General features: G+C 57.5%; 15 protein-coding genes and 2 pseudogenes. 3 read left to right on the top strand and 14 right to left on the bottom strand.

The window, feature by feature from the left end:
* Positions 1 to 26: 26 nt before the first annotated feature.
* The 5 genes and pseudogenes from kdpC to WM40_RS09840 all read right to left on the bottom strand — a co-directional run bounded on the left by kdpC (position 27) and on the right by WM40_RS09840 (position 6,394).
* A complete protein-coding gene (gene kdpC / locus WM40_RS09820; protein ID WP_024903959.1) occupies positions 27 to 674 on the bottom strand; it encodes a potassium-transporting ATPase subunit KdpC in 648 nt (215 codons plus the stop codon).
* Positions 675 to 751: 77 nt separating this feature from the next.
* Positions 752 to 2,824, bottom strand: a complete 2,073-nt coding sequence (gene kdpB / locus WM40_RS09825) for a potassium-transporting ATPase subunit KdpB (RefSeq protein ID WP_036010504.1) — start codon at positions 2,822 to 2,824, stop codon at positions 752 to 754.
* A 102-nt stretch (positions 2,825 to 2,926) separates the two neighbouring features.
* Positions 2,927 to 4,735, bottom strand: a complete 1,809-nt coding sequence (kdpA, locus tag WM40_RS09830; protein ID WP_024903957.1) for a potassium-transporting ATPase subunit KdpA — start codon at positions 4,733 to 4,735, stop codon at positions 2,927 to 2,929.
* The gene (gene kdpF, locus WM40_RS09835) at positions 4,732 to 4,827 is read right to left on the bottom strand and encodes a K(+)-transporting ATPase subunit F (RefSeq protein WP_024903956.1); all 96 of its coding nucleotides are present in this window, start codon (positions 4,825 to 4,827) and stop codon (positions 4,732 to 4,734) included. The genes kdpA and kdpF overlap by 4 nt, the downstream gene beginning before the upstream one ends.
* 247 nt (positions 4,828 to 5,074) lie before the next feature.
* Positions 5,075 to 6,394, bottom strand: a pseudogene (locus WM40_RS09840) (aminotransferase-like domain-containing protein).
* A 129-nt stretch (positions 6,395 to 6,523) separates the two neighbouring features.
* Here WM40_RS09840 and WM40_RS09845 point away from each other — a divergent pair.
* Both WM40_RS09845 and WM40_RS09850 read left to right on the top strand, forming a co-directional pair.
* Positions 6,524 to 7,153, top strand: coding sequence for an FMN-binding negative transcriptional regulator (locus WM40_RS09845; protein ID WP_046152826.1), 630 nt, complete (start codon positions 6,524 to 6,526; stop codon positions 7,151 to 7,153).
* A gap of 117 nt (positions 7,154 to 7,270) precedes the next feature.
* Positions 7,271 to 7,981 (top strand): extensin-like domain-containing protein, encoded by a 711-nt coding sequence (locus tag WM40_RS09850; protein WP_046152783.1) that lies wholly within the window; start codon positions 7,271 to 7,273, stop codon positions 7,979 to 7,981.
* A gap of 55 nt (positions 7,982 to 8,036) precedes the next feature.
* On the opposite strand, the gene WM40_RS09855 is transcribed toward WM40_RS09850, so the two are convergent.
* The 4 genes from WM40_RS09855 to WM40_RS09870 form a co-directional block, all read right to left on the bottom strand.
* Positions 8,037 to 9,059 carry a fatty acid desaturase gene (locus WM40_RS09855; protein WP_157685765.1) on the bottom strand — a complete coding sequence of 341 codons (1,023 nt, stop codon included), beginning with the start codon at positions 9,057 to 9,059 and terminating at the stop codon, positions 8,037 to 8,039.
* 159 nt (positions 9,060 to 9,218) lie between these two features.
* Positions 9,219 to 10,037 (bottom strand): phosphate/phosphite/phosphonate ABC transporter substrate-binding protein, encoded by an 819-nt coding sequence (locus WM40_RS09860; RefSeq protein ID WP_024903950.1) that lies wholly within the window; start codon positions 10,035 to 10,037, stop codon positions 9,219 to 9,221.
* Positions 10,038 to 10,165: 128 nt separating this feature from the next.
* On the bottom strand, positions 10,166 to 11,236 hold the full coding sequence (locus WM40_RS09865) for an LLM class flavin-dependent oxidoreductase (RefSeq protein WP_046152828.1): 1,071 nt from the start codon (positions 11,234 to 11,236) through the stop codon (positions 10,166 to 10,168).
* Between the two features lie 213 nt (positions 11,237 to 11,449).
* On the bottom strand, positions 11,450 to 11,797 hold the full coding sequence (locus WM40_RS09870; protein ID WP_024903948.1) for a DUF3088 domain-containing protein: 348 nt from the start codon (positions 11,795 to 11,797) through the stop codon (positions 11,450 to 11,452).
* Between the two features lie 416 nt (positions 11,798 to 12,213).
* On the opposite strand from WM40_RS09870, the gene WM40_RS09875 reads away from it, so the two are divergent.
* Positions 12,214 to 13,815 (top strand): ABC transporter substrate-binding protein, encoded by a 1,602-nt coding sequence (locus tag WM40_RS09875; RefSeq protein WP_052738269.1) that lies wholly within the window; start codon positions 12,214 to 12,216, stop codon positions 13,813 to 13,815.
* Positions 13,816 to 13,888: 73 nt separating this feature from the next.
* Here WM40_RS09875 and WM40_RS09880 read toward each other — a convergent pair whose 3' ends face one another.
* The 5 genes and pseudogenes from WM40_RS09880 to WM40_RS09900 form a co-directional block, all read right to left on the bottom strand.
* Complete coding sequence (locus tag WM40_RS09880; RefSeq protein ID WP_024903946.1) at positions 13,889 to 15,100, bottom strand: acyl-CoA dehydrogenase family protein; 1,212 nt, start codon at positions 15,098 to 15,100, stop codon at positions 13,889 to 13,891.
* Between the two features lie 57 nt (positions 15,101 to 15,157).
* Complete coding sequence (locus WM40_RS27820) at positions 15,158 to 16,057, bottom strand: hypothetical protein (protein WP_052738262.1); 900 nt, start codon at positions 16,055 to 16,057, stop codon at positions 15,158 to 15,160.
* A gap of 74 nt (positions 16,058 to 16,131) precedes the next feature.
* A pseudogene (locus WM40_RS09890) lies at positions 16,132 to 17,507 on the bottom strand (LLM class flavin-dependent oxidoreductase).
* 161 nt (positions 17,508 to 17,668) lie between these two features.
* The gene (locus tag WM40_RS09895) at positions 17,669 to 18,607 is read right to left on the bottom strand and encodes an ABC transporter permease (protein ID WP_024903943.1); all 939 of its coding nucleotides are present in this window, start codon (positions 18,605 to 18,607) and stop codon (positions 17,669 to 17,671) included.
* Positions 18,594 to 19,502 carry an ABC transporter ATP-binding protein gene (locus WM40_RS09900; protein ID WP_082102556.1) on the bottom strand — a complete coding sequence of 303 codons (909 nt, stop codon included), beginning with the start codon at positions 19,500 to 19,502 and terminating at the stop codon, positions 18,594 to 18,596. Before WM40_RS09900 ends, WM40_RS09895 begins: the two co-directional genes overlap by 14 nt.
* Position 19,503: the final 1 nt, after the last annotated feature.

Below are 19,503 nucleotides of genomic sequence, written 5' to 3' on the forward strand. Positions count from 1 at the left end.
CAATTCGTCTGGATCAGGCCTTTCTGTCACGATGCGGATTGCGAGATGGATGGCGCCTGGGCCGGATTGGGCGCCGCATTGCTAGGATCAGCGTGACTGCCCGGCAATGCATCGTCCAGGGCCAGGTTCAAAAGCAGCACATTGACCCGGGGTTCGCCGAACACGCCCCACTGCCGATCGACGGTATATTGCTTGATTTTCGCACGAATTGCATCCACGGGAACGCCTCGTGCCCTGGCAACGCGATCGGCCTGATAATCGGCCGCGGCAGGGCTGATTTCCGGGTCCAACCCACTGGCCGAGGAGGTGACGAGGTCGACCGGAATCAGTGCCGCGTTCGTCGGGTCGGCATCGCGCAAGGCGGCAATCCGCCCTTTTACCTCGTCGATCAACGCAGGATTCGTCGGTCCGAGATTGGATCCGGACGATGCCGCGGCATTATAGGGATTCGGAACCGTAGCGGAAAGGCGGCCCCAAAAGTATCGCGGCGCATCGAATTGCTGCCCGATCAGCGCGGACCCCACCGGTTTGCCATCATGATAAACAAGGCTGCCGTTGGCCTCTTTCGGGAACACACCTTGTGCGATACCAGTCACCACGGCGGGATACACAACCCCTGTGACAACCGTGAAAGCAACAAGCAAAACGAGCGATGGGCGAAGAACGTTGTTCATCTGGAATGCTATCTCAGTTCATGAGTGACTGACGTGACGCGATGGAAAGCCGCCCGCCGATAAATAACAAGTACGTTTCAAGCCCAACCGCACGCAGTCAAAAGCATGTCCACGAGCTTGATGCACGGAAACGGCAAGAGCAGCCCTCCCAGACCATAGATCAGCAGATTGCGCCGCAGCAGCGCTGCTGCCCCAAGTGCGCGATATCGCACACCGCGTAATGCCAATGGAATCAGAAACACGATAATCAGGGCGTTGAAGATCACTGCCGACAGAATTGCCGACGATGGCGAACTGAGATGCATGACATCGAGGACCCGCAATTGGGGATACGTAGTCGCAAACGCCGCTGGAATGATGGCAAAATACTTGGCGACGTCATTGGCAATCGAAAAGGTTGTCAGCGCGCCGCGCGTCATCAACATCTGCTTGCCGATTTCGACGATTTCAATCAGTTTTGTCGGGTTCGAGTCCAGATCGACCATATTCCCCGACTCCTTCGCGGCCTGCGTCCCGGTATTCATCGCCACCGCGACATCGGCCTGGGCAAGTGCCGGGGCATCATTTGTGCCGTCGCCTGTCATGGCGACCAGTCGGCCTTCCGCTTGATGCGATCGGATCATGGCCAGCTTGGCTTCCGGCGTGGCTTCGGCCAGAAAGTCATCGACTCCCGCTTCGGCGGCAATCGCCCCGGCGGTCAACCGATTGTCCCCGGTGATCATGACCGTCTTGATGCCCATCTTGCGCAATTCCGCAAAACGCTCTTTGATCCCCCCTTTCACGATATCCTTGAGTTCGACAACGCCGACGACTTCAGCAGGCGCGTCGCCGTCGAGGCGACGTTGCGCCACAACAAGCGGGGTACTGCCACGACGTGATACGTCGTCCACCGCATGTTGCACCGCGGCAGGGAAGTCACCCCCGCTTTCCTCTACATACCGTCGAATGGCTGTTGCCGCGCCCTTTCGCAATGCACGGTCTGGAAGATCCACACCGCTCATCCTCGTCTGCGCACTGAACGGAATAAAGGTTGCCTGCAAGGCAGCCATATCACGCTCGCGTAAATTGAAGCGCTGCTTTGCCAATACGACAATGCTGCGCCCTTCAGGCGTCTCGTCCGCCAGCGAGGCAAGTTGCGCGCCATCGGCAAGTTCGGCTTCCGTCCGATTCGGCGCGGGAACGAAAGCCGACGCCTGACGGTTGCCCAACGTAATCGTTCCCGTCTTGTCCAGCAACAACACATCGACATCGCCCGCCGCTTCAACCGCACGACCTGATGTGGCAATCACGTTGGCCTGCAGCATGCGACTCATGCCGGCCACGCCGATCGCGGACATCAAGCCTCCGATGGTCGTTGGAATCAAACACACCAGCAACGCGACCAAGGCCGTAATAGACACGACGTGTCCCGCTTTCATGACGGAAACCGAGAATATCGAGAATGGCAATAGCGTGGCGGTAGCGAATAACAAGACCAGGGTCAACGCCACCAACAGAATGGTCAGCGCGATCTCGTTTGGTGTTTTTTGCCGTTTGGCTCCCTCGACCATCGCGATCATGCGGTCCAGAAACGCTTCGCCTGGATTGACACTCACCCGCGCAACGATCCAGTCCGACAATACTCGGGTGCCGCCTGTAACGGCGGTGAAATCGCCCCCTGACTCACGAATCACCGGCGCCGACTCGCCAGTGATGGCGGATTCGTCGACGGCGGCAACCCCATCGATTACTTCGCCATCCGCGGGAATGGTATCGCCCGCCTGGATGACCACAAGATCACCCTTGCGCAAAGAAGATGCATTGATCAACTCGAACGCGTCATGACGTGCTGGATCGACGAGCTTCTTCGCCAATACATCGCGCTTAGCTTCTCGAAGCGATGCGGCCTGCGCTTTCGAACGCCCCTCGGCAAGGGCTTCGGCAAAATTCGCGAAAAGCACGGTGAACCATAGCCACAGTGCGATGGCGAGGATAAAACCCGCCGAATCGGATGACGCGGGACGCCCCACCAACGCCGCGATCCACAGGACAGTCGTCAAAACGCTACCCACGTAGACGCAAAACATGACCGGGTTGCGCAGTTGTGTGCGGGGCGAAAGTTTCTTGAACGCGTCAATGCAAGCGGGCTTCAACAACGCCGGATCAAACATCGAGCGGGAGGCGGAGCGCGACGTAGGCGACAAGGCCGAAGGCGTCTGCGTTGGCGCCTTATTCAACGGAGAATTCATGACGTTATCTTTAAAGGGAAGCGCTTAGTGGGGGGCGAGCATGATCAACTGCTCAACTACGGGTCCAAGCGCGAGCGCAGGAACGTAGGTCAGCGCACCAACCAACACGATCGTGCCCAATATCAGCACCACAAATAACGGTCCGTGCGTCGGCAAGGTACCTGCGGTTTGTGCAAGTCGCTTCTTCGCGGCCAGCGCGCCAGCCATTGCGAGCACCGGTATGATCCAGACAAAGCGCCCCAGCCACATGGCGATGCCGAGCAATACGTTGTAGAACGGCGTGTTCACCGTCAGCCCGGCAAATGCGCTGCCATTGTTGTTCGATGCGGACGTAAAGGCATAGAGAATTTCAGAGAAGCCATGCGGTCCTGGATTGAGGATGCCGGCAACGCCCGCATCGGCCAGGACCGCGATGGACGTGCCGACCAGTACCAGAAACGGGGTAAGCAATACGGTGATCGCCACCATTTTCATTTCATATGACTCGATCTTCTTTCCGAGATATTCCGGCGTGCGCCCGATCATCAGGCCAGCAACGAACACGGCAAGGACCGCGAAGATGATCATGCTGTAAAGGCCCGCCCCTACTCCCCCGAAGATCATTTCGCCCAATTGCATCAACAGCATGGGAACCAGGCCGCCAATGGGTGTCAACGAATCATGCGTGGCATCGGTGGCACCGGCGGATGCGGCCGTGGTCGCGACGGTAAATATGCCCGTCTGCGCAATGCCGAAGCGCGTTTCCTTACCCTCGGCATTACCTCCGGACTGCATTGCCGTGGCAGCCTGATCCACATGCAACGCAGCAAAGGCAGGATTACCAGCCTGCTCCGACGTCAGCTCGACCCCCACGGCCAACACGAATGCAATCGTCATAGCGGCGAGCAAAGCGCGTCCTTGTCGCTTGTCACCTACCATACGACCAAATGTCACGCACAACGCCGCAGGTATCAACAGCATCACGAGCACCTGCATGAAATTGCTCAGCGGCGTGGGGTTCTCGAATGGATGTGCGGAGTTGGCATTGAAAAAACCGCCGCCGTTCGTGCCCAGCATTTTGATCGCTTCCTGCGATGCCACCGGACCTAACGCCAAGGTTTGCTTGTCGGCTGTCCCGTCAACCATGACCGGCTCGCCTTTTGCATTTTTAACGGGGCTACCCGCTGCGTCGAGCTTAGGCGTTTGGTACGTCGTGGTTTGTAAGGTGGCCACGTCGCGATAGGGCGAAAACGTTTGAATAACGCCCTGCCCCGTGAGAAAGACCGCGAATACGATAGCGATCGGCGCAAGGATATACAACGTGATGCGCGTCAGGTCTACCCAGAAATTGCCGATCGTGCTTGTCGTATGGCGTGCGAAGCCGCGGATCAGCGCGATTGCAACGGCAATCCCGGTGGCCGCCGACAGGAAATTCTGCACGGTAAGACCCACCATTTGCGCAAAATAGCCCAGCGTGCTTTCGCCGCCGTATTCCTGCCAGTTCGTATTGGTGACAAAGCTGATCGCCGTATTGAATGCCGCATCCGGCGTCATATTGGCCATGCCCTGCGGATTGAGCGGAAGCCATTGTTGTAATCGCAGGATCGCATACAACAGCAAGGTGCCGGCACCGCTGAATACCAGCAGGCAGAGTGCGTACCGCTTCCACGACATCTCGCTGCCGGGGTCGACGCCGGCGAGCTTGTATAACAATCGCTCGACCGGTCGTCCGATGCGCCGCACGACGAATGACGATCCATCCATGACGGACGCGATATAACGTCCTACTGGGAAGGCCAACACCAATAGCAACACGATGAGCACGGTTGCCTGGCCCAGATTATTGGCATTCATTCCAGATCCTCCGCCCGGATAAGCGCGTACACCAGGTACACAAAAAGCAGCACCGATGCGGCGCCGGCCGTCCACACACTCCAGGCGCTCATGGGCGGCCTCCGGGCGGGCGATGCAAGCGGGTACACCCTTGGATCAGCACCGCGCAGAGCGCGCACAAGCCGAGCATGCCGGCCAGATAGACAACGTCCATTTGATTCCTTCCTCATGGGGATTGGGTCAAGACGAAGACTATCTAAAGGGCCATAAAGAACCTGCAAAGAAAGTAACGACCGGTATAAAGAAACTATAAATTCTTTGTTGCTCAGGCGAGCTTCAATTAAACAGGCACGCGAACATTCACCCGCGGGCGGGTTTTGCAGAAAGAATCACGCTGGCAAGTCGCTCTGCGGCCGTCCACATCTGGGCAACCGTGAAGCCACCAAATCCCAAAATTAATCCCGGACGACCCGTTCCGGGTGCGAATGTCGGGGACACCGCGCGGACAGCAACGCCGACATCAGCAGCGGCGAGGGCAATCGCGCGATCGTCCAGGTTTGCTGCCAGCCAGAGCACGAGGTGCATGCCCTGATCTCCTGGCGCAACCCACGCATACGCGGTCGGCAATAGTGCATCCAGTGCCGTCAGCAAAGCCTTGCCATAGGCGGCATATACATTGCGGACTTTTCGGATATGCCGCTCCAGATGCCCCTCCTGCATGTAGGCCGCCAGCACATACTGGTCGGCCTCGGGTGGATGACGATCCAGGCATTTTCTCGACGAGCCCAGGCCAGCAGGGCGTTGCGCCTCGCCATGCTCAACGGCATCCCCATCGGATATTGGTGCGACGGTGTAATGTAAGCAGCACGCGCGTGTACAGCCATGCGAATGCCTGCTTCGACGTCAATGCCATCTGCGTCCACAGGCACGCGAATCATTGTCTCTCCGTAGCCAGTGCTTTCCAGCATTGCTGTCACACCGCGATAGGAGGGATTCTCGACCCAGACTGCATCTCCCCGCGTGAGTAACACCTGACTCGTCAGATACAAGCCCTGCTGCGTGCCGCTCGTTACGATAACCTGGCTCGCCTGACATTGAACCGATCGTGACTTGCGGACATAGTTCGCAATGGCTTCGCGCAACGGTAACACCCCCTGTGCCTCTCCATATCCCGCGGGCGCACCGGGGCCCGTTGCACGCACGCGATTACCAAGCCGCCGCCAAGCGTCTCCGGGCATGGCCGATCCGAATGGTATGGATACCCGCGAAGGGCACCGCCGGCAGCGCGCGGAATTCGGCGGTGATTCGCGCAAAGCGTGCAGCATGAGGCGGCAATACGGCTCTCGGCAAGTCGACACGCTGCTGTTCCGAAGCATTGCGATCACGTACTTGCGCGGGTTGTATGTCGGTGAAGGCAATCGCCACACGCGTGCCCGCACCGCTTTTCGACTCAAGAAAGCCCTCCGCGATCAATTGCGCGGAGGCCTCCACCACTGTTCCACGAGCGGTTTGCAGCACCGCTGCCAGCAGCCGGGTCGAAGGTACCGCCTCGCCCACTCGCAAATCCCCTCGCTGGATGGCATCTCGAAAAACCTGCGACAGTTGGCGAGCGAGATTTCCGGCACCGCGATCCAGTACTGGCAACCATGGTAAGTCGACATTACTCGCCGTGCGCGGCATGATAGTGGTCTATTCATTTGTATCAAAAATGGATCTACAGAATAAACCATTTCCTTGGGATAATCGACGAAACACCATCGGACCGCTTTCCGGTTGTCCCTTCACCGCCCCGCCACGAACGAGTCCATCATGTACATTCCATCCGCGTTTCTCGAAACCGACACCCAGGTGCTGCACGCGTTGATGGTCGAACATCCGTTAGGCACGCTCGTGACACGGGATGCGCAAGGATTCGATGCCAATCATCTGCCATTCGAATTAAGCGCGGATGGCGCATTCGGCACGCTGCACGCCCACATTGCACGTGCCAATCCCCTCTGGCAAACATGCACCAATGACGACAACGTCATGGTGATCTTTCACGCCGGCGACGCGTATATATCGCCGTCCTGGTACCCTAGCAAGCATGAACATCATCGTCAGGTACCCACCTGGAATTACACAGTGGTGCATGCGCATGGCCGGATCCGAATTCGAGACGACGAGGCGTTTGTACGTGGCGTCGTCGCACGGTTGACCCGAACGCATGAGGCGGGCGAGGCGGTGCCGTGGAAAATGGGCGATGCTCCGTCGGACTATTTGAATACGATGTTGAAGGCGATCGTTGGTGTGGAAATCGAAATTACCCGGCTCGTGGGCAAACGCAAATTGGGGCAGAACAAGGATGCAGCCGATATTCGAGGTGCCAGTGACGCATTGATCGCGCGAGGCCAGCATGAAGTGGGCGCCGCGATGTCGGCACTCGCTGCAAAGAAATAACGTTAACGCTGGCAAGCGCCGTTAAAGTGCCCCAATAACACAGCACACGGGTATGGGGAATGCTAGTAAAGCGCGCGAGCACGCCTACGCAGGCGCCCTGACATCACCGGAGACGACATGACCCTTGGCCGAGCCGTCGCATGGGTATTGTTGACTGTCTTGCTTGGCGGGTTTGGCGCGGCGTGGATGATCAAGCAAGGTCAGGTCCCCGTGCCGGAGCGATTCAACCCGTTCATGCCGCTTAACGTAGCGGCGGCACCGGGACCGTTGACGACGTGGAAATTCTGGCAAGCAACGCATGATCCAGCGCGGTGCATGGCCGCCCTTGCGACATCCGGAATGACGTTTGACGCGGTAGCCGATACCACTTCTGTAAATGGCTGCTATGTCCATGACGCGGTGCGCGTCTCGCGACTCTCCGACGCCGCCGTCAACCAGCCTTTCCTTGCGAGCTGCCCACTGGCGCTGAGTCTTGCCATGGCGGAGCGACACGCCTGGCAGCCTGCGGCGGCGCTACAGCTCGCTCGCATCACCCGCATTGATCATGTTGGTACCTTCGCCTGCCGCAATATCAATCATGCATCACAAGGCACTCTTAGTGAGCATGCCCATGCAAACGCAATCGACATAGAAGCGTTTGTCCTCAGCAACGGACAACGCATATCAATCGCTGATGATTGGCATCGCGACACGCCGCGAGGAATGCTTTTGAAACAGGCACGAGACGGCGCCTGCCGCTATTTCCACGTCGTCCTGGGGCCTGATTACAACGCCCTTCATCACACGCATTTGCATCTCGACATGGGTCCCTACCACACCTGCCGTTGAGCACGATCGGCAAAGCGCATTGTGAAGGACCGCGCGCTCCCCTGAATATCGACGCTCAACGACGTGGCGCACGAATGGCGATGGGATGTACCGCCGCGTCGGGCTCCCGGAAAGCAAATTTTCTCAGCAATGTCCTGTATCCACCAGCGACCCGGAAACCGCCGTTTTTCTGTATGTAATCGATGGATCGCAGGCGATAAGCCGCTGCCAGCAGATACCATGGCAGCCCCGGCAAATCGTGATGCACGAGATGGTAGTTGTTGTTCAGGTAAAGCAGACGCATCGGCCATCCCGCCTCATTGATTGCGGTACGCTCCCCAACAACCTCCGCCGCGCGATGCTCATAGAATGACCGAATCATTGACAGCGACAATGCCGGCCATGAAACAGCAATGAGGTAGTACCATACCGGAACGCCAGCCCAATGCCGCATCCCCACCAGCATCGCGAACAACAACAGGCCATGCGTGCACCACATTCTCAGATAGTGCCATTCGCCATGCGCTAGCGCATTCGCCGCATCTGCATAAGTTCGAGCCACCGCTAACGGCGGTCCTACAATCATCCGGCCAATGAACGTACGCTGGATTTTGCACAGTTGCCGCGCCATCCGCGACATGCCTTGCCATCTGGCCGCATCTACATAATTAGTCTCAGGGTCCAGCCCCGGAACTGTCAAGTCTGCATCCCGATGATGCCGTATGTGCAAGTCGCGGTAAAGCGTATAGGGATACCACACCGCCAATGGCGCATAACCCAAAAACTTGTTAAATTGCCAGGATCGCGTTGGATGGCCATGCAACAACTCATGTTGCAATGACATATACCATGCCGCGGAAAAAACAAGCAAAGGTGTGGCTAGCAACAAACTCAACCACTGCAAATGCAACAACACCAGCGTGCCGATCCACATTCCATAGACACTCACACATACTGCCCACGTCGGCCATTCGGATCGGGCAATGAAGCGCTCCTGCAGGCGGCATATCGCACGCGCATGTTCCGCATCAAAGAAAGCGGTGGCGTGCGTGCCGTTTTCGGCTTCCCCGCTTTCTTTATGATTTGTATTCCTATTCATCAATTCACCCACCTCGTTTCCCACTGGCCATCCTAATTCCCATGAACCTCGACCGGGAAGCGAAAAATGCTTGTATCGATATCACGCAGGCTGCTATACTCGCTGGAAAATGCGAAAATCCGCCGACCTAGACGTGCCAATGCCGTCGGACGTCCTCGGCTAAGATAGTGATGGGTAGCCGGCCGCGATTGCCCTGGATTCCGCGGAAACAATGGCGTGATACGCCGCACGATTCATGGGCGCGATGCCCGTTAAACGCAGTGCACGCGCACGCCCGTCGTCGAGGGTGATCGCTGTGGCGAGCGCCACTCGCAGTTGCGCCAGCAGCGTACCGTCCACGTAAGGCGACGCGATAAACGGTAGACTGGGCGCAGGGACCGTCAGATCAATGCAGTGGGTTCGTTGCCTGACGAACGGGAATGCGTCACGCGCGTAGGCCAGCGTCACGCAATCGATCGCGGCAATGTCGACATGCCCTTGCGCGACCGCCTGAAGGGAGGCGATGTGCGACCCTGTCTCAACCACCGATGCAAAAAATCGGCCATCTTTCGCAAGTGGCGCCACGCGGTCGCGAAACGCATTCATGCCGCTGTGCGAGTCCATCGTATTATAAGCAGCACGCAAGCCCCGGCAGGCCGCCAGTTCCGTGGCACCTGATGCGTAAGCGTTATCCGAGACGACGATCGCACTTCGATAGGACGGTCCATCACATCCCTCTACATCGAACACCGGTGCCGCAACAACCTGTACCTTTTCCTTTAACTGAAACATCAGTGGATAGCCGCACGTCTGTGATAACAACAGATCGGGACGCTGCCATAATGCAGCGATATCAGGCCCCGGGGCATCATGCACTGTAATGGCGTCCTTGATACCCATTGCCCGCAATTGCATGATGACATCACGTAATAGTGCCCGCCACTGTTGATCCAGTAACGTCGTGACGTTGTACATCGGCAAGGCAACAATCCAATTCATTCAGGCATTCGCACCGACAACGCATCCATGATGATGCCAACAGTATACGTTCTCTCGCCCATCCCGCATGAGCATCCGCGGGGTCATCAGTCTGGTTTCACTGCTCCCCCGGGGCGTAAAAAACATCTTTAATCGCGGAGCAGGGGTAACAATTGCCTGCCCTGTCGTTCAATTTCCTGCAGATAGGGGGTATCGGAAAGGATGAAATGGGAAATGCCCAGGGCCTCGTACTTGCGCAGTGACCGTGCCACTTCCTCGGCCGACCCGACCAACCAGGTCGTGCCAGCGCCACCGCCGCCGTATTTGCCAGGGCTGGTGTAGAGATTATCATCCAATACATCACCACGTGACTGCAAGTCCAGCAGACGTTTTTGCCCTACGGCCAATGTGTGTCTGTGATCATGCCACTGTCCGCCGTCGCCGCGCGCCATCGTCGCCACCCTGGCTTCGGCGTCGGCCCAGGCCTGCTCTGATGTGTTGCGGATCAGCGTGGTGACGCGCAAGCCGAATTTCAACGGTGGCAACGTTCGTCCCGCTATCTCGCTACGTTTTTTCAGGCGGTCGATGCGCTCTGCGATATCCGCCAGCGGCTCTCCCCAGAACAACTGTACATCGGCCTCGGTTGCGGCGACCTCTTCCGCAGCGCTTGACGCACCACCGAAGTACAGCGTTGGATGCCGCCGCTCGCCTCGCGGCTGAATCCGTGGCGACAAGGTTGACGCTGTAACCTGGAAGTGTTCCCCGTTGAAGGTCACATTTTCTTCGGTCCACAAGCGCCGGATCAGTTGCATGAATTCGCGAGTGCGGGCGTAACGCTGCCCGTGATCGCCTTCCCGATCGCCATACGCCGCAAGATCGTCTTTCCCCGACACGATATTGAGACGAACCCGACCGTCGATCAGATTGTCGAGCGTTGCAACGGCAGTCGCTAATTGGGCCGGCTGCCAATAGCCGGGCCGAACAGCAATCAACGGCTCGAACGTCCGCGTGCGCGCGGCCAGGGCCGTAGCCACGGTAAAAGTATCCGGACGGCCCCAGCCGGCACCAAGCAGTGCACCTTTCCAGCCGTATTCCTCGAGCGCTTTCGCCTGTGTGGTCAGTGTCGCCAAACTGTTATGGTCAGCGACTACCTTGTCACCACGATGGCCGGCCACCGACTGATTTGGGATATACCACAGAAATTCCGAGTCGTGGCCCATATGCAACGCCATCCATAAAAGAGAGCGTCCAGCATACCGCGGACGCTATCCCGCGCGAACCAAGCATTTGACATGCTCTTATGCCTATTTTGCATAATGCAGACGTGCGAACCCAGGGCGCCATCGCAGGCCAGTTCACGTACCCGTGACGTGACACATTGCGCACAACCTCAGCGTCGCCAAGAAAATACCTTCCGTCACCTACATTTCAAGTCAATGTAATTTGGGAAAACCATGCCGCTCGGCGAGCAGAGACAGGATTCGGTTTGGATCATCCACATATCTCCGACCGCGCAATGACTTGGCATCGTCAGGCGTGGCCTGTTCATCACCCAGAATGAGGAGGGGGACACCTTGATGCTCTGCGTCCAGCGCGGCGACAACCGTTTCGCGTGGTTTTGGAAACGGCACCCGAATAATGTCGAGACGCGCCGCGCGCGCACGATCGGACGCCAATAGTCCTTCTATCGCAGCGCCGTCAGGACACAGGAAACGTTCTCCCGGGTATTGCGGATCGCTGAAGCCGGCCTCCAGCAAAAACAGCGTGTCACGTTTAGTCATGTATTCCTCCATCGTTGGATGTGCCATGGCGGCACCTTCGAAGCGTAGTCAGGCAGTCTGGCTTGACACAACGAATGATTCGGAATTTGGATATCGCGTTAAAGCACTGCAGCCCGATAGATGCGACACGCTCTCTTTCAATCAAACGTTAGCGCGATACAACAGAACACCATCGCTGTACTTATCGAAAATCAATATTTAGCACTTCAAATACAGACTGCTACGCTTTCACTCCGCATATCCATTTTGATCTACTCAGTCAGCCAGGAAGGCACGTTTTCCAACGGATTTCCCAATAAGGCAAAGTCATGTGTTCAGGAAAGACATCAGCAAGGCGGGATCTCGTCTTGCAGCACGCAAAAAACGGAAGCAGTCTTGCACCACGCACGATCGACTATCCATCTCGTCGTACCGCGTTGCACGGCATTGTTGCTTCCTGCTTGGGCATCGCCTTTGGCAGCACCGCCGCCCGCACGCTAGCAGCCCCCGTCGGCACCTCCGACACCATCAAGCCGGTGTATGGCGGCCGCCTCGCTCTGCTTGTCAATCCAGAGCCGAACGCCTTGGTCAGCTTCGCGACGTCAGCCGGCGCGGAAGAAAAGGCATCGCCAAAAATCACCGAAGGCTTGCTCAGCTATGACTTCGATGTCAAACCACAGCCGCAACTCGCGCGCGCCTGGAACATCAGCGACGACGGGTTGACTTACACCTTTCACTTGCGTGAAGGCGTCTCTTGGCACGACGGCAAGCCATTCGTCGCCAACGACGTCAGACGCTCCGTACAGTTACTAAAGCAGTATCATCCGCGTGGTAGCACGACATTCGCCAATGTCACCTCAGTGGACACACCCGATTTGCACACCGCGATCATTCGACTGTCGAAGCCGGCACCCTATCTTATCTACGCGCTGGCGGCACAGGAATCACCCATCCTCCCGTCGCACCTTTATAGCGATGGCGATCCATTATCGAATCCCAATAATGTGAAACCCATCGGAACCGGCCCCTATCTGTTCAAGGAATGGATTCGCGGCAGCCACGTGCGTCTGGTGCGTAATCCGCATTATTGGGACGCTCCCAAACCGTATCTGGATGAATTGATCCTGCGTTTCATCAGTGATCCATCAGCACGCGCGGCGGCCCTGGAAACCGGCGAGCTGGATATTGCCGGTGAAAATCCCGTACCTTTGCCCGACGTCGCACGACTGAAAAGCCTTGCACGCCTTGCCGTCGAAACACGTGGCTATAGCTATAACGCAGCACAGACGCAACTTCAATTCAATCTGGACAATCCCTACCTCAAAGATGTAAGAGTGCGCCACGCCATCGCCCATGCAATAGATCGTGAGACGATCCTGCGCAGTGTGTTCTTTGGCTTCGGCATATCTTCGCCGTCTCCCATCAGCCCCTTGCTGAGCCAATACTACGACCCGACTGTCCCTACCTATCCCTTCGATCGCGAGAAGGCCGCAAAACTCCTTGACGAAAGCGGGTATCCGCTGCGCGGCGGAACACGATTCGCGCTGACGATCGACTACAACCCCTACGACCCATCTTTCAGGCAACTCGCCGCCTATCTACGTCAGGCGTTGCGTGGCATCGGTATCGACGCCACTGTTCGTTCACAGGACTTCGCCACCTATGTAAAACGCATATACACGGATAGGGACTTCGATCTGGATGCGAACTTTCTCGGCAATACCTTCGACCCCAGCGTAGGTGTGCAGCGCCTCTACTGGTCGAAGAACTTTCGCAAGGGCGTGCCATTCTCCAATGCGACGCACTATACTGATCCCGAGGTCGATCGGTTGCTCGAAGCGGCGGCAACCGAACCTGACGCGATAAAACGGATTGCTTTGTTCAAGGCATTCCAACAAAAGGTAGGTGCCGACTTGCCCATTTACGACCTGATCACATTAAAACAGATCACGGTGTACAACAGACGCGTCCATCATCACACCGTGACGGCGGATGGCCTCAATGGTAATCTCGCTGACGTGTTCGTGACATCAACGTAAATACCAGGGCACTCGTCGGTAACGGTAGCGCCTATAGCGCAATTCCGATCTTGCCTTACCACAACCTGATACCTCAGAAAACTCGCCCTTCGATCAAATGCGTGGTTGTTCCGTTCAGCGCATAGTCACCTAATACACGCGCTTTATGCGACAGCGGGTTGTGACTGAACAACGTTCTGAGATTACGCCAATGGCGGTCGAAATTGTAGATACGGGATGTGGCCGATGCCCCACCCGCTTCGAACAACCGCTCGCCGGCATGCAGCGCCAGCTTGCTGACAATCAATTGTGTACGGGCCGTGGCAAGCGCACTTTGCAGCACTAACGCTTCGGCATCAGGCGCATTGTGTCTGATGGCCTCGGCCGACACACCCAGCGCACGGGCATTTTCTCGGACCAGGGCGTCGATCGCGTGCCGATGCGCGCCTAGCTCCCCGATGACTTGCTGGATAAAAGCGTCTTCCCGCGCCAACGCCGCAGCGCTGTGCAAGGCGGCGCGCCCATGATGCAACACGTAGTCCTCCGCATCGGAAACGATTCGGCGCACGATGCCCGCAGCGGTAGCAACAAGATGCAACTGCCGCAGCGCTCCCCCGTGCCGTCCGGCAAGCGTGGTATATCCACGCGCCCACACTTCTTCCGGATAGACGATCACGTTCGTCAGAACGGTGGTACCGCTGGCCGTCATCCGCTGCCCCATACCATCCCAATCATCGACGACTTCGATACCGTCGCGGTCCCGAGGCAGAATGACGCTCGCGGCTGTACCATTCTCGTCCAATACGTTGAAGCGGACAAAGTCCGAGAAAGCCGTTCCCGTGGTGTAGTACTTCTTGCCACTCAAACGAAAATGCGTCCCATCCCGCACCAACTGCGTCGTGACTTGCCCAGGTTTCGCCGTGCCGCGTTCGGTCGATCCGCCACCGAACAACGCACCGCCGACGATACGATCGATCTGGCGCTCCAGAAAGGGCGCAGGGGCGGATACATATAACCATTCTGTTGTATCAAAATGCGTCCGCAATGCATGCGCGACGTTGGATTCTTCGGCCGCAAGGGTCATAACGATCTCGAACAAGTCCTCAAGACTCCCGCCTAGGCCACCGTACTCGGCCGGTATCCGCAAGCGCCCCAAGCCCGACTCTCTGAATAGTGCAAAGCCGTCATAGGGGAGAATGCGTGCAAGCTCACGCTCTGCCGCGTTGCGACCAATCTCCTTGGCCAATGCGGGTACCGCACTCAGCACCGTCGCACGTTGCGCAGCGGAGTTCAGCCGTATATTCATGTCTCGATCCTATTTTCTGATTGATAATCCGGTCGATCACGCGCCGAATGGCATGTGTCACAGGCGATTTTCGATATACGTTGCACCCATCGCGGTAAGACGATCCCTTTCGTCGTCATTCGCGACGGCGGCGAAGACGATACGGACCCTCGTCATTCCGCCAAAGCGAACGAGTGGCCGAACCACGCCATCCCGCAATGCGGTGGCAGCATGCGCGACGACGAAATCCGGCATGGCGCTGGAATCGATCGACAGCACTTTTCCGGCATCTTCCAGATACGCCGCGACCTTGAAGCCATACGATCGATAGCTGCGCAGCAAATATGCGAGGAACGTCTTGTGCGCCGAGGACGCCGGGGGTATTTCGATAACAACGCGCGCGGGGCTCAAGCCAAGCGAAACCAGCAATTGCGCGAAATGCTTACCATGATCATAACGAATGCTCTTCAGCAGCCGATCGTGAACCGGCAAGAATAGCAGCGAACTCTGTCCCGCAGAAAAGAAGTTCACCGCGTGCACCGCTCTTAGAATACGGTCCGCGTCGATCAAAGACGAATCATCGAGGTCATCGAGTACGCCAGGCAATGCCTGTGTTGCGACATCATTCATCAACGACGATGGTCGCGACGAAAGAATGGGCCGCGCCGCCGCGGGGCCCATTGCGCCATGATATGCGCGCTGCGCGATACGCGAAATCCCGGTGGGATGTGGCGCGAGGGCACCCTTCTCACGCGCCGTCGACCCGCCTGCATCAGGCAATGGACCGGGTATCTCCCAAATTTCAGAGGTAAGGCTGCCAATCCGTTTACCCGCTATTTCTGCGTAGGCGCGTCCCTGCGCGTCAAAGCGGCATTTGATGCCTAGCGTCGGGTGCATCGCGACACGATGACGCAACGACTCGCCCTCGCCGCCGCCCGGCGCCACGCCGATATTGCTGTCGTCGATGGTCAGTTCCATCCGTATGCCACCTGTTTTCACTCGCTTACCCCGTCGCGCTGCATCGTTCCGGCACGACTTTGACGCCGGTGCCTTCACGCAGCACTTCGAACCGCCACCGCTTCCGATTCACGCCGGACGCGCGAACCATCCTCGGGACGCGCGAGACCGAGATGGTCTCGCAGGGTACGTCCTTCGTATTCTTTGCGAAACAATCCACGCCGCTGCAGGATGGGTACGACCTGCTCGACGAATATCTCGAAACCGTCCGGCAACGCATCAGGCATCAGATTGAAGCCGTCGGCCGCCTTTTCACGGAACCATGTTTCTATATCGTCGGCAACCTGCTCAGGCGTACCGACAACCACACGATGCCCACCCCGGCCCGCCAATCCATAAATCAGTTCCCGCACGGTAAGATCATGGCGGCGCGCGTGTGCGATCGTCGCATGGAAGAATGTGTGGTTGCCGTTTCCGCCGTTGGGAACAGGCAGGCTTTCAGGCAGACGCTCATCCAGTTTCAGCCGCCCGACATCCACCCCAAGCGTTCCTGCCAGTCGCTTCAGGCTGTATTCCCACGGAATGAGGTCGACAAGCGCATTGCGTCGCGCGATGGCCTCGGCTTGCGTCGAGCCGATAATCGTTGTCAGTCCTGCAAGCACTTTCACCGCTTCCGGACCACGACCAAAGCCTTGGGCGCGCTCGTGCAAAGCACGCCGATATGCCTGCGATTCCTCCAACGATTGCGATGCGGAAAACACCGCTTCGGCATGCCGTGCGGCGAGCGTTTGACCATCAACCGATCCCCCGCCTGGATTAAAACGGGATGACCCTGCGGTGACCGCGGAACATTCAATGGCCCTGCCACGTCGAAGAAGTCGCCTTGATGCCTGATGGAGTGTACCTTGTCGATATCAACGAATGCCCCAGCGATCTTATCACCTATGAAAGCGTTATCGTCCCACGAATCCCATAGCTTCTTGACGACATCAGTGAATTCCCTTGCCCTGGCGTAACGCTGTTCGTGCGCTGCGACTTCGGCTTTCCCAAAATTGCGTGCCGACGCCGCATCGGCCGTGGTAACGATATTCCATCCGGCCCGGCCAGCGCTAATGTGATCGAGCGTCGCAAACCGGCGGGCAACGTTATATGGCTCGTTGTAACTGGTCGATACGGTACCAATCAAACCAATATGTGACGTCGCCGCCGCGATGGCCGTCAACACCATCGTCGGTTCAAGCGCCAGCAGCGGGCGGAAGTCGATCTGTTCCACCACGGCGGCGTTGTCCGCGAGGAAAACGCCATCCAACTTGGCCGCTTCGGCAAGGCGTGCGATACGCACGAAATGTGAAATATCGAAGAATGCAGAAGGGTCAGCGTCAGGAAGACGCCAGGCCGATGGGACGAAACCGGAGTGCAGAATGTTTATATTGAGATGAAGCTGCCGCTCTGGGCCGTTGTCGCGACGCATAAACACTCCCGGTGAAGGTAGTCCGTCATAGAAGAAACGCTATCCCTCTATTCTGGTCAGCGAGGCGCGACATCGTCAAAGAACCATTTCAGCTATGTTCAGCAGCAGAGATACGCCGGGGATGCCTTGGCACATTCCGCTGCACGCATGAGCGCAGAGTGTCAGCCATGCATGCCCCAACGGCGTACCGTCAGGCGTTCCAGGGTATCAAATACCACATGTTCAATTATCAAACCGATCACCACCACCGCGATCAATCCTGCGAAGACACGGTCTGTGTAGAGCTCGTTGCGATTTTCGAAGATATACCATCCCAATCCGCCACTGCCTGAACTCGTGCCAAAAACCAGCTCGGCCGCAATGGCCGTCCGCCAGGCGAATGCCCAGCCAACGCGCAAACCGGAAAGAATCGCCGGCATCGCGGCGGGCACCAGAACAAAAAGCACCAGACGGATGCCACGTAATCCATAATTTCGACCCGTCATCCGAAGCGTCGGAGACACTGACTGAAAGCCGGAAAATGTACTAAGTGCAAGCGGCCACAATACTGCATGCACGAGGACAAACAGGATGCTGTTTTCCCCTAGGCCAAACCACAATAATGCAATCGGCAACAAAGCAATGGATGGCAGCGGATTGAACATGGTCGTAAGCAAACTGAGCAGGTCGCGCCCTATCCGCGTGGATACCGCCAGCGAGGTCAAGACCAAGGCACTGAATACGCCCAGCACATAGCCCTTCAATAACATCGATAATGAGTTTCCCGCCTTGGTCAGCAGTTCCCCGGACGCAATGCCTTGTACGAATGCCAGCAAGGTATCCGTCGCCGTCGGCAGCAAAAGCGCATTGTTCATCGACAGCGCAAGTACTTGCCATAGCGCAAGCAACACGAGACCAATCAGCGTTTTTCGGAGCCACGTCGTATTGAACTTGCGCGAGACCGCCCTCAGAATCGCGCTGACCGATGGTCCTGAGAGGGGTACATCTGCGGACGGGCGCCGTTCGCCGTCATCGAAGGGTGATATTACTATCTCATACTCGGCGCGAAGCGGTGGCAGTCCAGTGTTCTGCCGCGCGCGCAAAATGTCATCCGCCGACATGCGTCGCCCCCTCGTAATTCGCGTTTTCAGGAAACAGCAAACCGTGAATACGCGCGCTGGCGTCCTGGAAGGCACGCCCCGCCGCATTCCGGTGATCGTATTGATGGCTGTTCAGCTCGCCGCGTACGCGCCCTGGATGAGGACTCAGCAGCAGGATGCGACTGCCGACGATCAAGGCTTCATCAATCGCGTGGGTAACGAACAGCAGCGTGAATGGTGCGTCCTCCCATAAGCGTAACAACTCCTCTTGCATCTTCCTGCGGGTTAAGGCGTCGAGCGCTGCAAACGGTTCGTCCATCAACAATACGCGCGGTTGCATTGCCAATGCGCGCGCAATGGCGACGCGCTGCTTCATACCGCCTGACAACGTATGCGGATATGCATTCGCGAACGCGCTCAATCCGACCTTGTCAAGAAAATGTGCGGCCTGCTCAAGCGCCTCGCGCCGTCCGATCCCTTTCGCTGCGCGTAGCGGGAAGGCGATATTCTCAATCACCGTCTTCCACGGCGGCAATTGATCGAATTCCTGGAATACGACGATCCGATCAGGGCCTGGACCCGTAATCGTTTTTTCGTCAAGCGTGATACGGCCGGCTGTTGGTGCGATGAAGCCTGCAACAGCCTTCAACAAGGTCGATTTGCCACAGCCGGAAGGGCCGAGCAACACGAAGCGATCGGCCTCGTGAACATCAAAGGAGACCCGATGCGTCGCCTTCACGATTCGCTCGGATGTCTTATATTCCAGATCGACGTCAGATACCCGCAACAATACACTGCTACCCGTCTCGATTCCCCTTTGCGTTTCGGCTGCTGTTGAGGCTTTCTTGCGCTCCGGCCGAGTCTCGGCGCCACGCGTGTCCTTTAGCCAATGACTGTGTGCGCTTGAAGACGCCATA

It is taken from the genome of Robbsia andropogonis (genome assembly GCF_000970345.1).
GTDB lineage: Bacteria > Pseudomonadota > Gammaproteobacteria > Burkholderiales > Burkholderiaceae > Robbsia > Robbsia andropogonis.

What these genes read in the sequence shown, in the direction of transcription:
- kdpC (WP_024903959.1), bottom strand. Translation starts at nt 674, where the DNA reads ATGAACAACGTTCTTCGCCCATCGCTCGTTTTGCTTGTTGCTTTCACG.
- kdpB (WP_036010504.1), bottom strand. Translation starts at nt 2,824, where the DNA reads ATGTTTGATCCGGCGTTGTTGAAGCCCGCTTGCATTGACGCGTTCAAG.
- kdpA (WP_024903957.1), bottom strand. Translation starts at nt 4,735, where the DNA reads ATGAATGCCAATAATCTGGGCCAGGCAACCGTGCTCATCGTGTTGCTA.
- kdpF (WP_024903956.1), bottom strand. Translation starts at nt 4,827, where the DNA reads ATGAGCGCCTGGAGTGTGTGGACGGCCGGCGCCGCATCGGTGCTGCTT.
- WM40_RS09845 (WP_046152826.1), top strand. Translation starts at nt 6,524, where the DNA reads ATGTACATTCCATCCGCGTTTCTCGAAACCGACACCCAGGTGCTGCAC.
- WM40_RS09850 (WP_046152783.1), top strand. Translation starts at nt 7,271, where the DNA reads ATGACCCTTGGCCGAGCCGTCGCATGGGTATTGTTGACTGTCTTGCTT.
- WM40_RS09855 (WP_157685765.1), bottom strand. Translation starts at nt 9,059, where the DNA reads ATGAATAGGAATACAAATCATAAAGAAAGCGGGGAAGCCGAAAACGGC.
- WM40_RS09860 (WP_024903950.1), bottom strand. Translation starts at nt 10,037, where the DNA reads ATGAATTGGATTGTTGCCTTGCCGATGTACAACGTCACGACGTTACTG.
- WM40_RS09865 (WP_046152828.1), bottom strand. Translation starts at nt 11,236, where the DNA reads ATGGGCCACGACTCGGAATTTCTGTGGTATATCCCAAATCAGTCGGTG.
- WM40_RS09870 (WP_024903948.1), bottom strand. Translation starts at nt 11,797, where the DNA reads ATGACTAAACGTGACACGCTGTTTTTGCTGGAGGCCGGCTTCAGCGAT.
- WM40_RS09880 (WP_024903946.1), bottom strand. Translation starts at nt 15,100, where the DNA reads ATGAATATACGGCTGAACTCCGCTGCGCAACGTGCGACGGTGCTGAGT.
- WM40_RS27820 (WP_052738262.1), bottom strand. Translation starts at nt 16,057, where the DNA reads ATGGAACTGACCATCGACGACAGCAATATCGGCGTGGCGCCGGGCGGC.
- WM40_RS09895 (WP_024903943.1), bottom strand. Translation starts at nt 18,607, where the DNA reads ATGTCGGCGGATGACATTTTGCGCGCGCGGCAGAACACTGGACTGCCA.
- WM40_RS09900 (WP_082102556.1), bottom strand. Translation starts at nt 19,502, where the DNA reads ATGGCGTCTTCAAGCGCACACAGTCATTGGCTAAAGGACACGCGTGGC.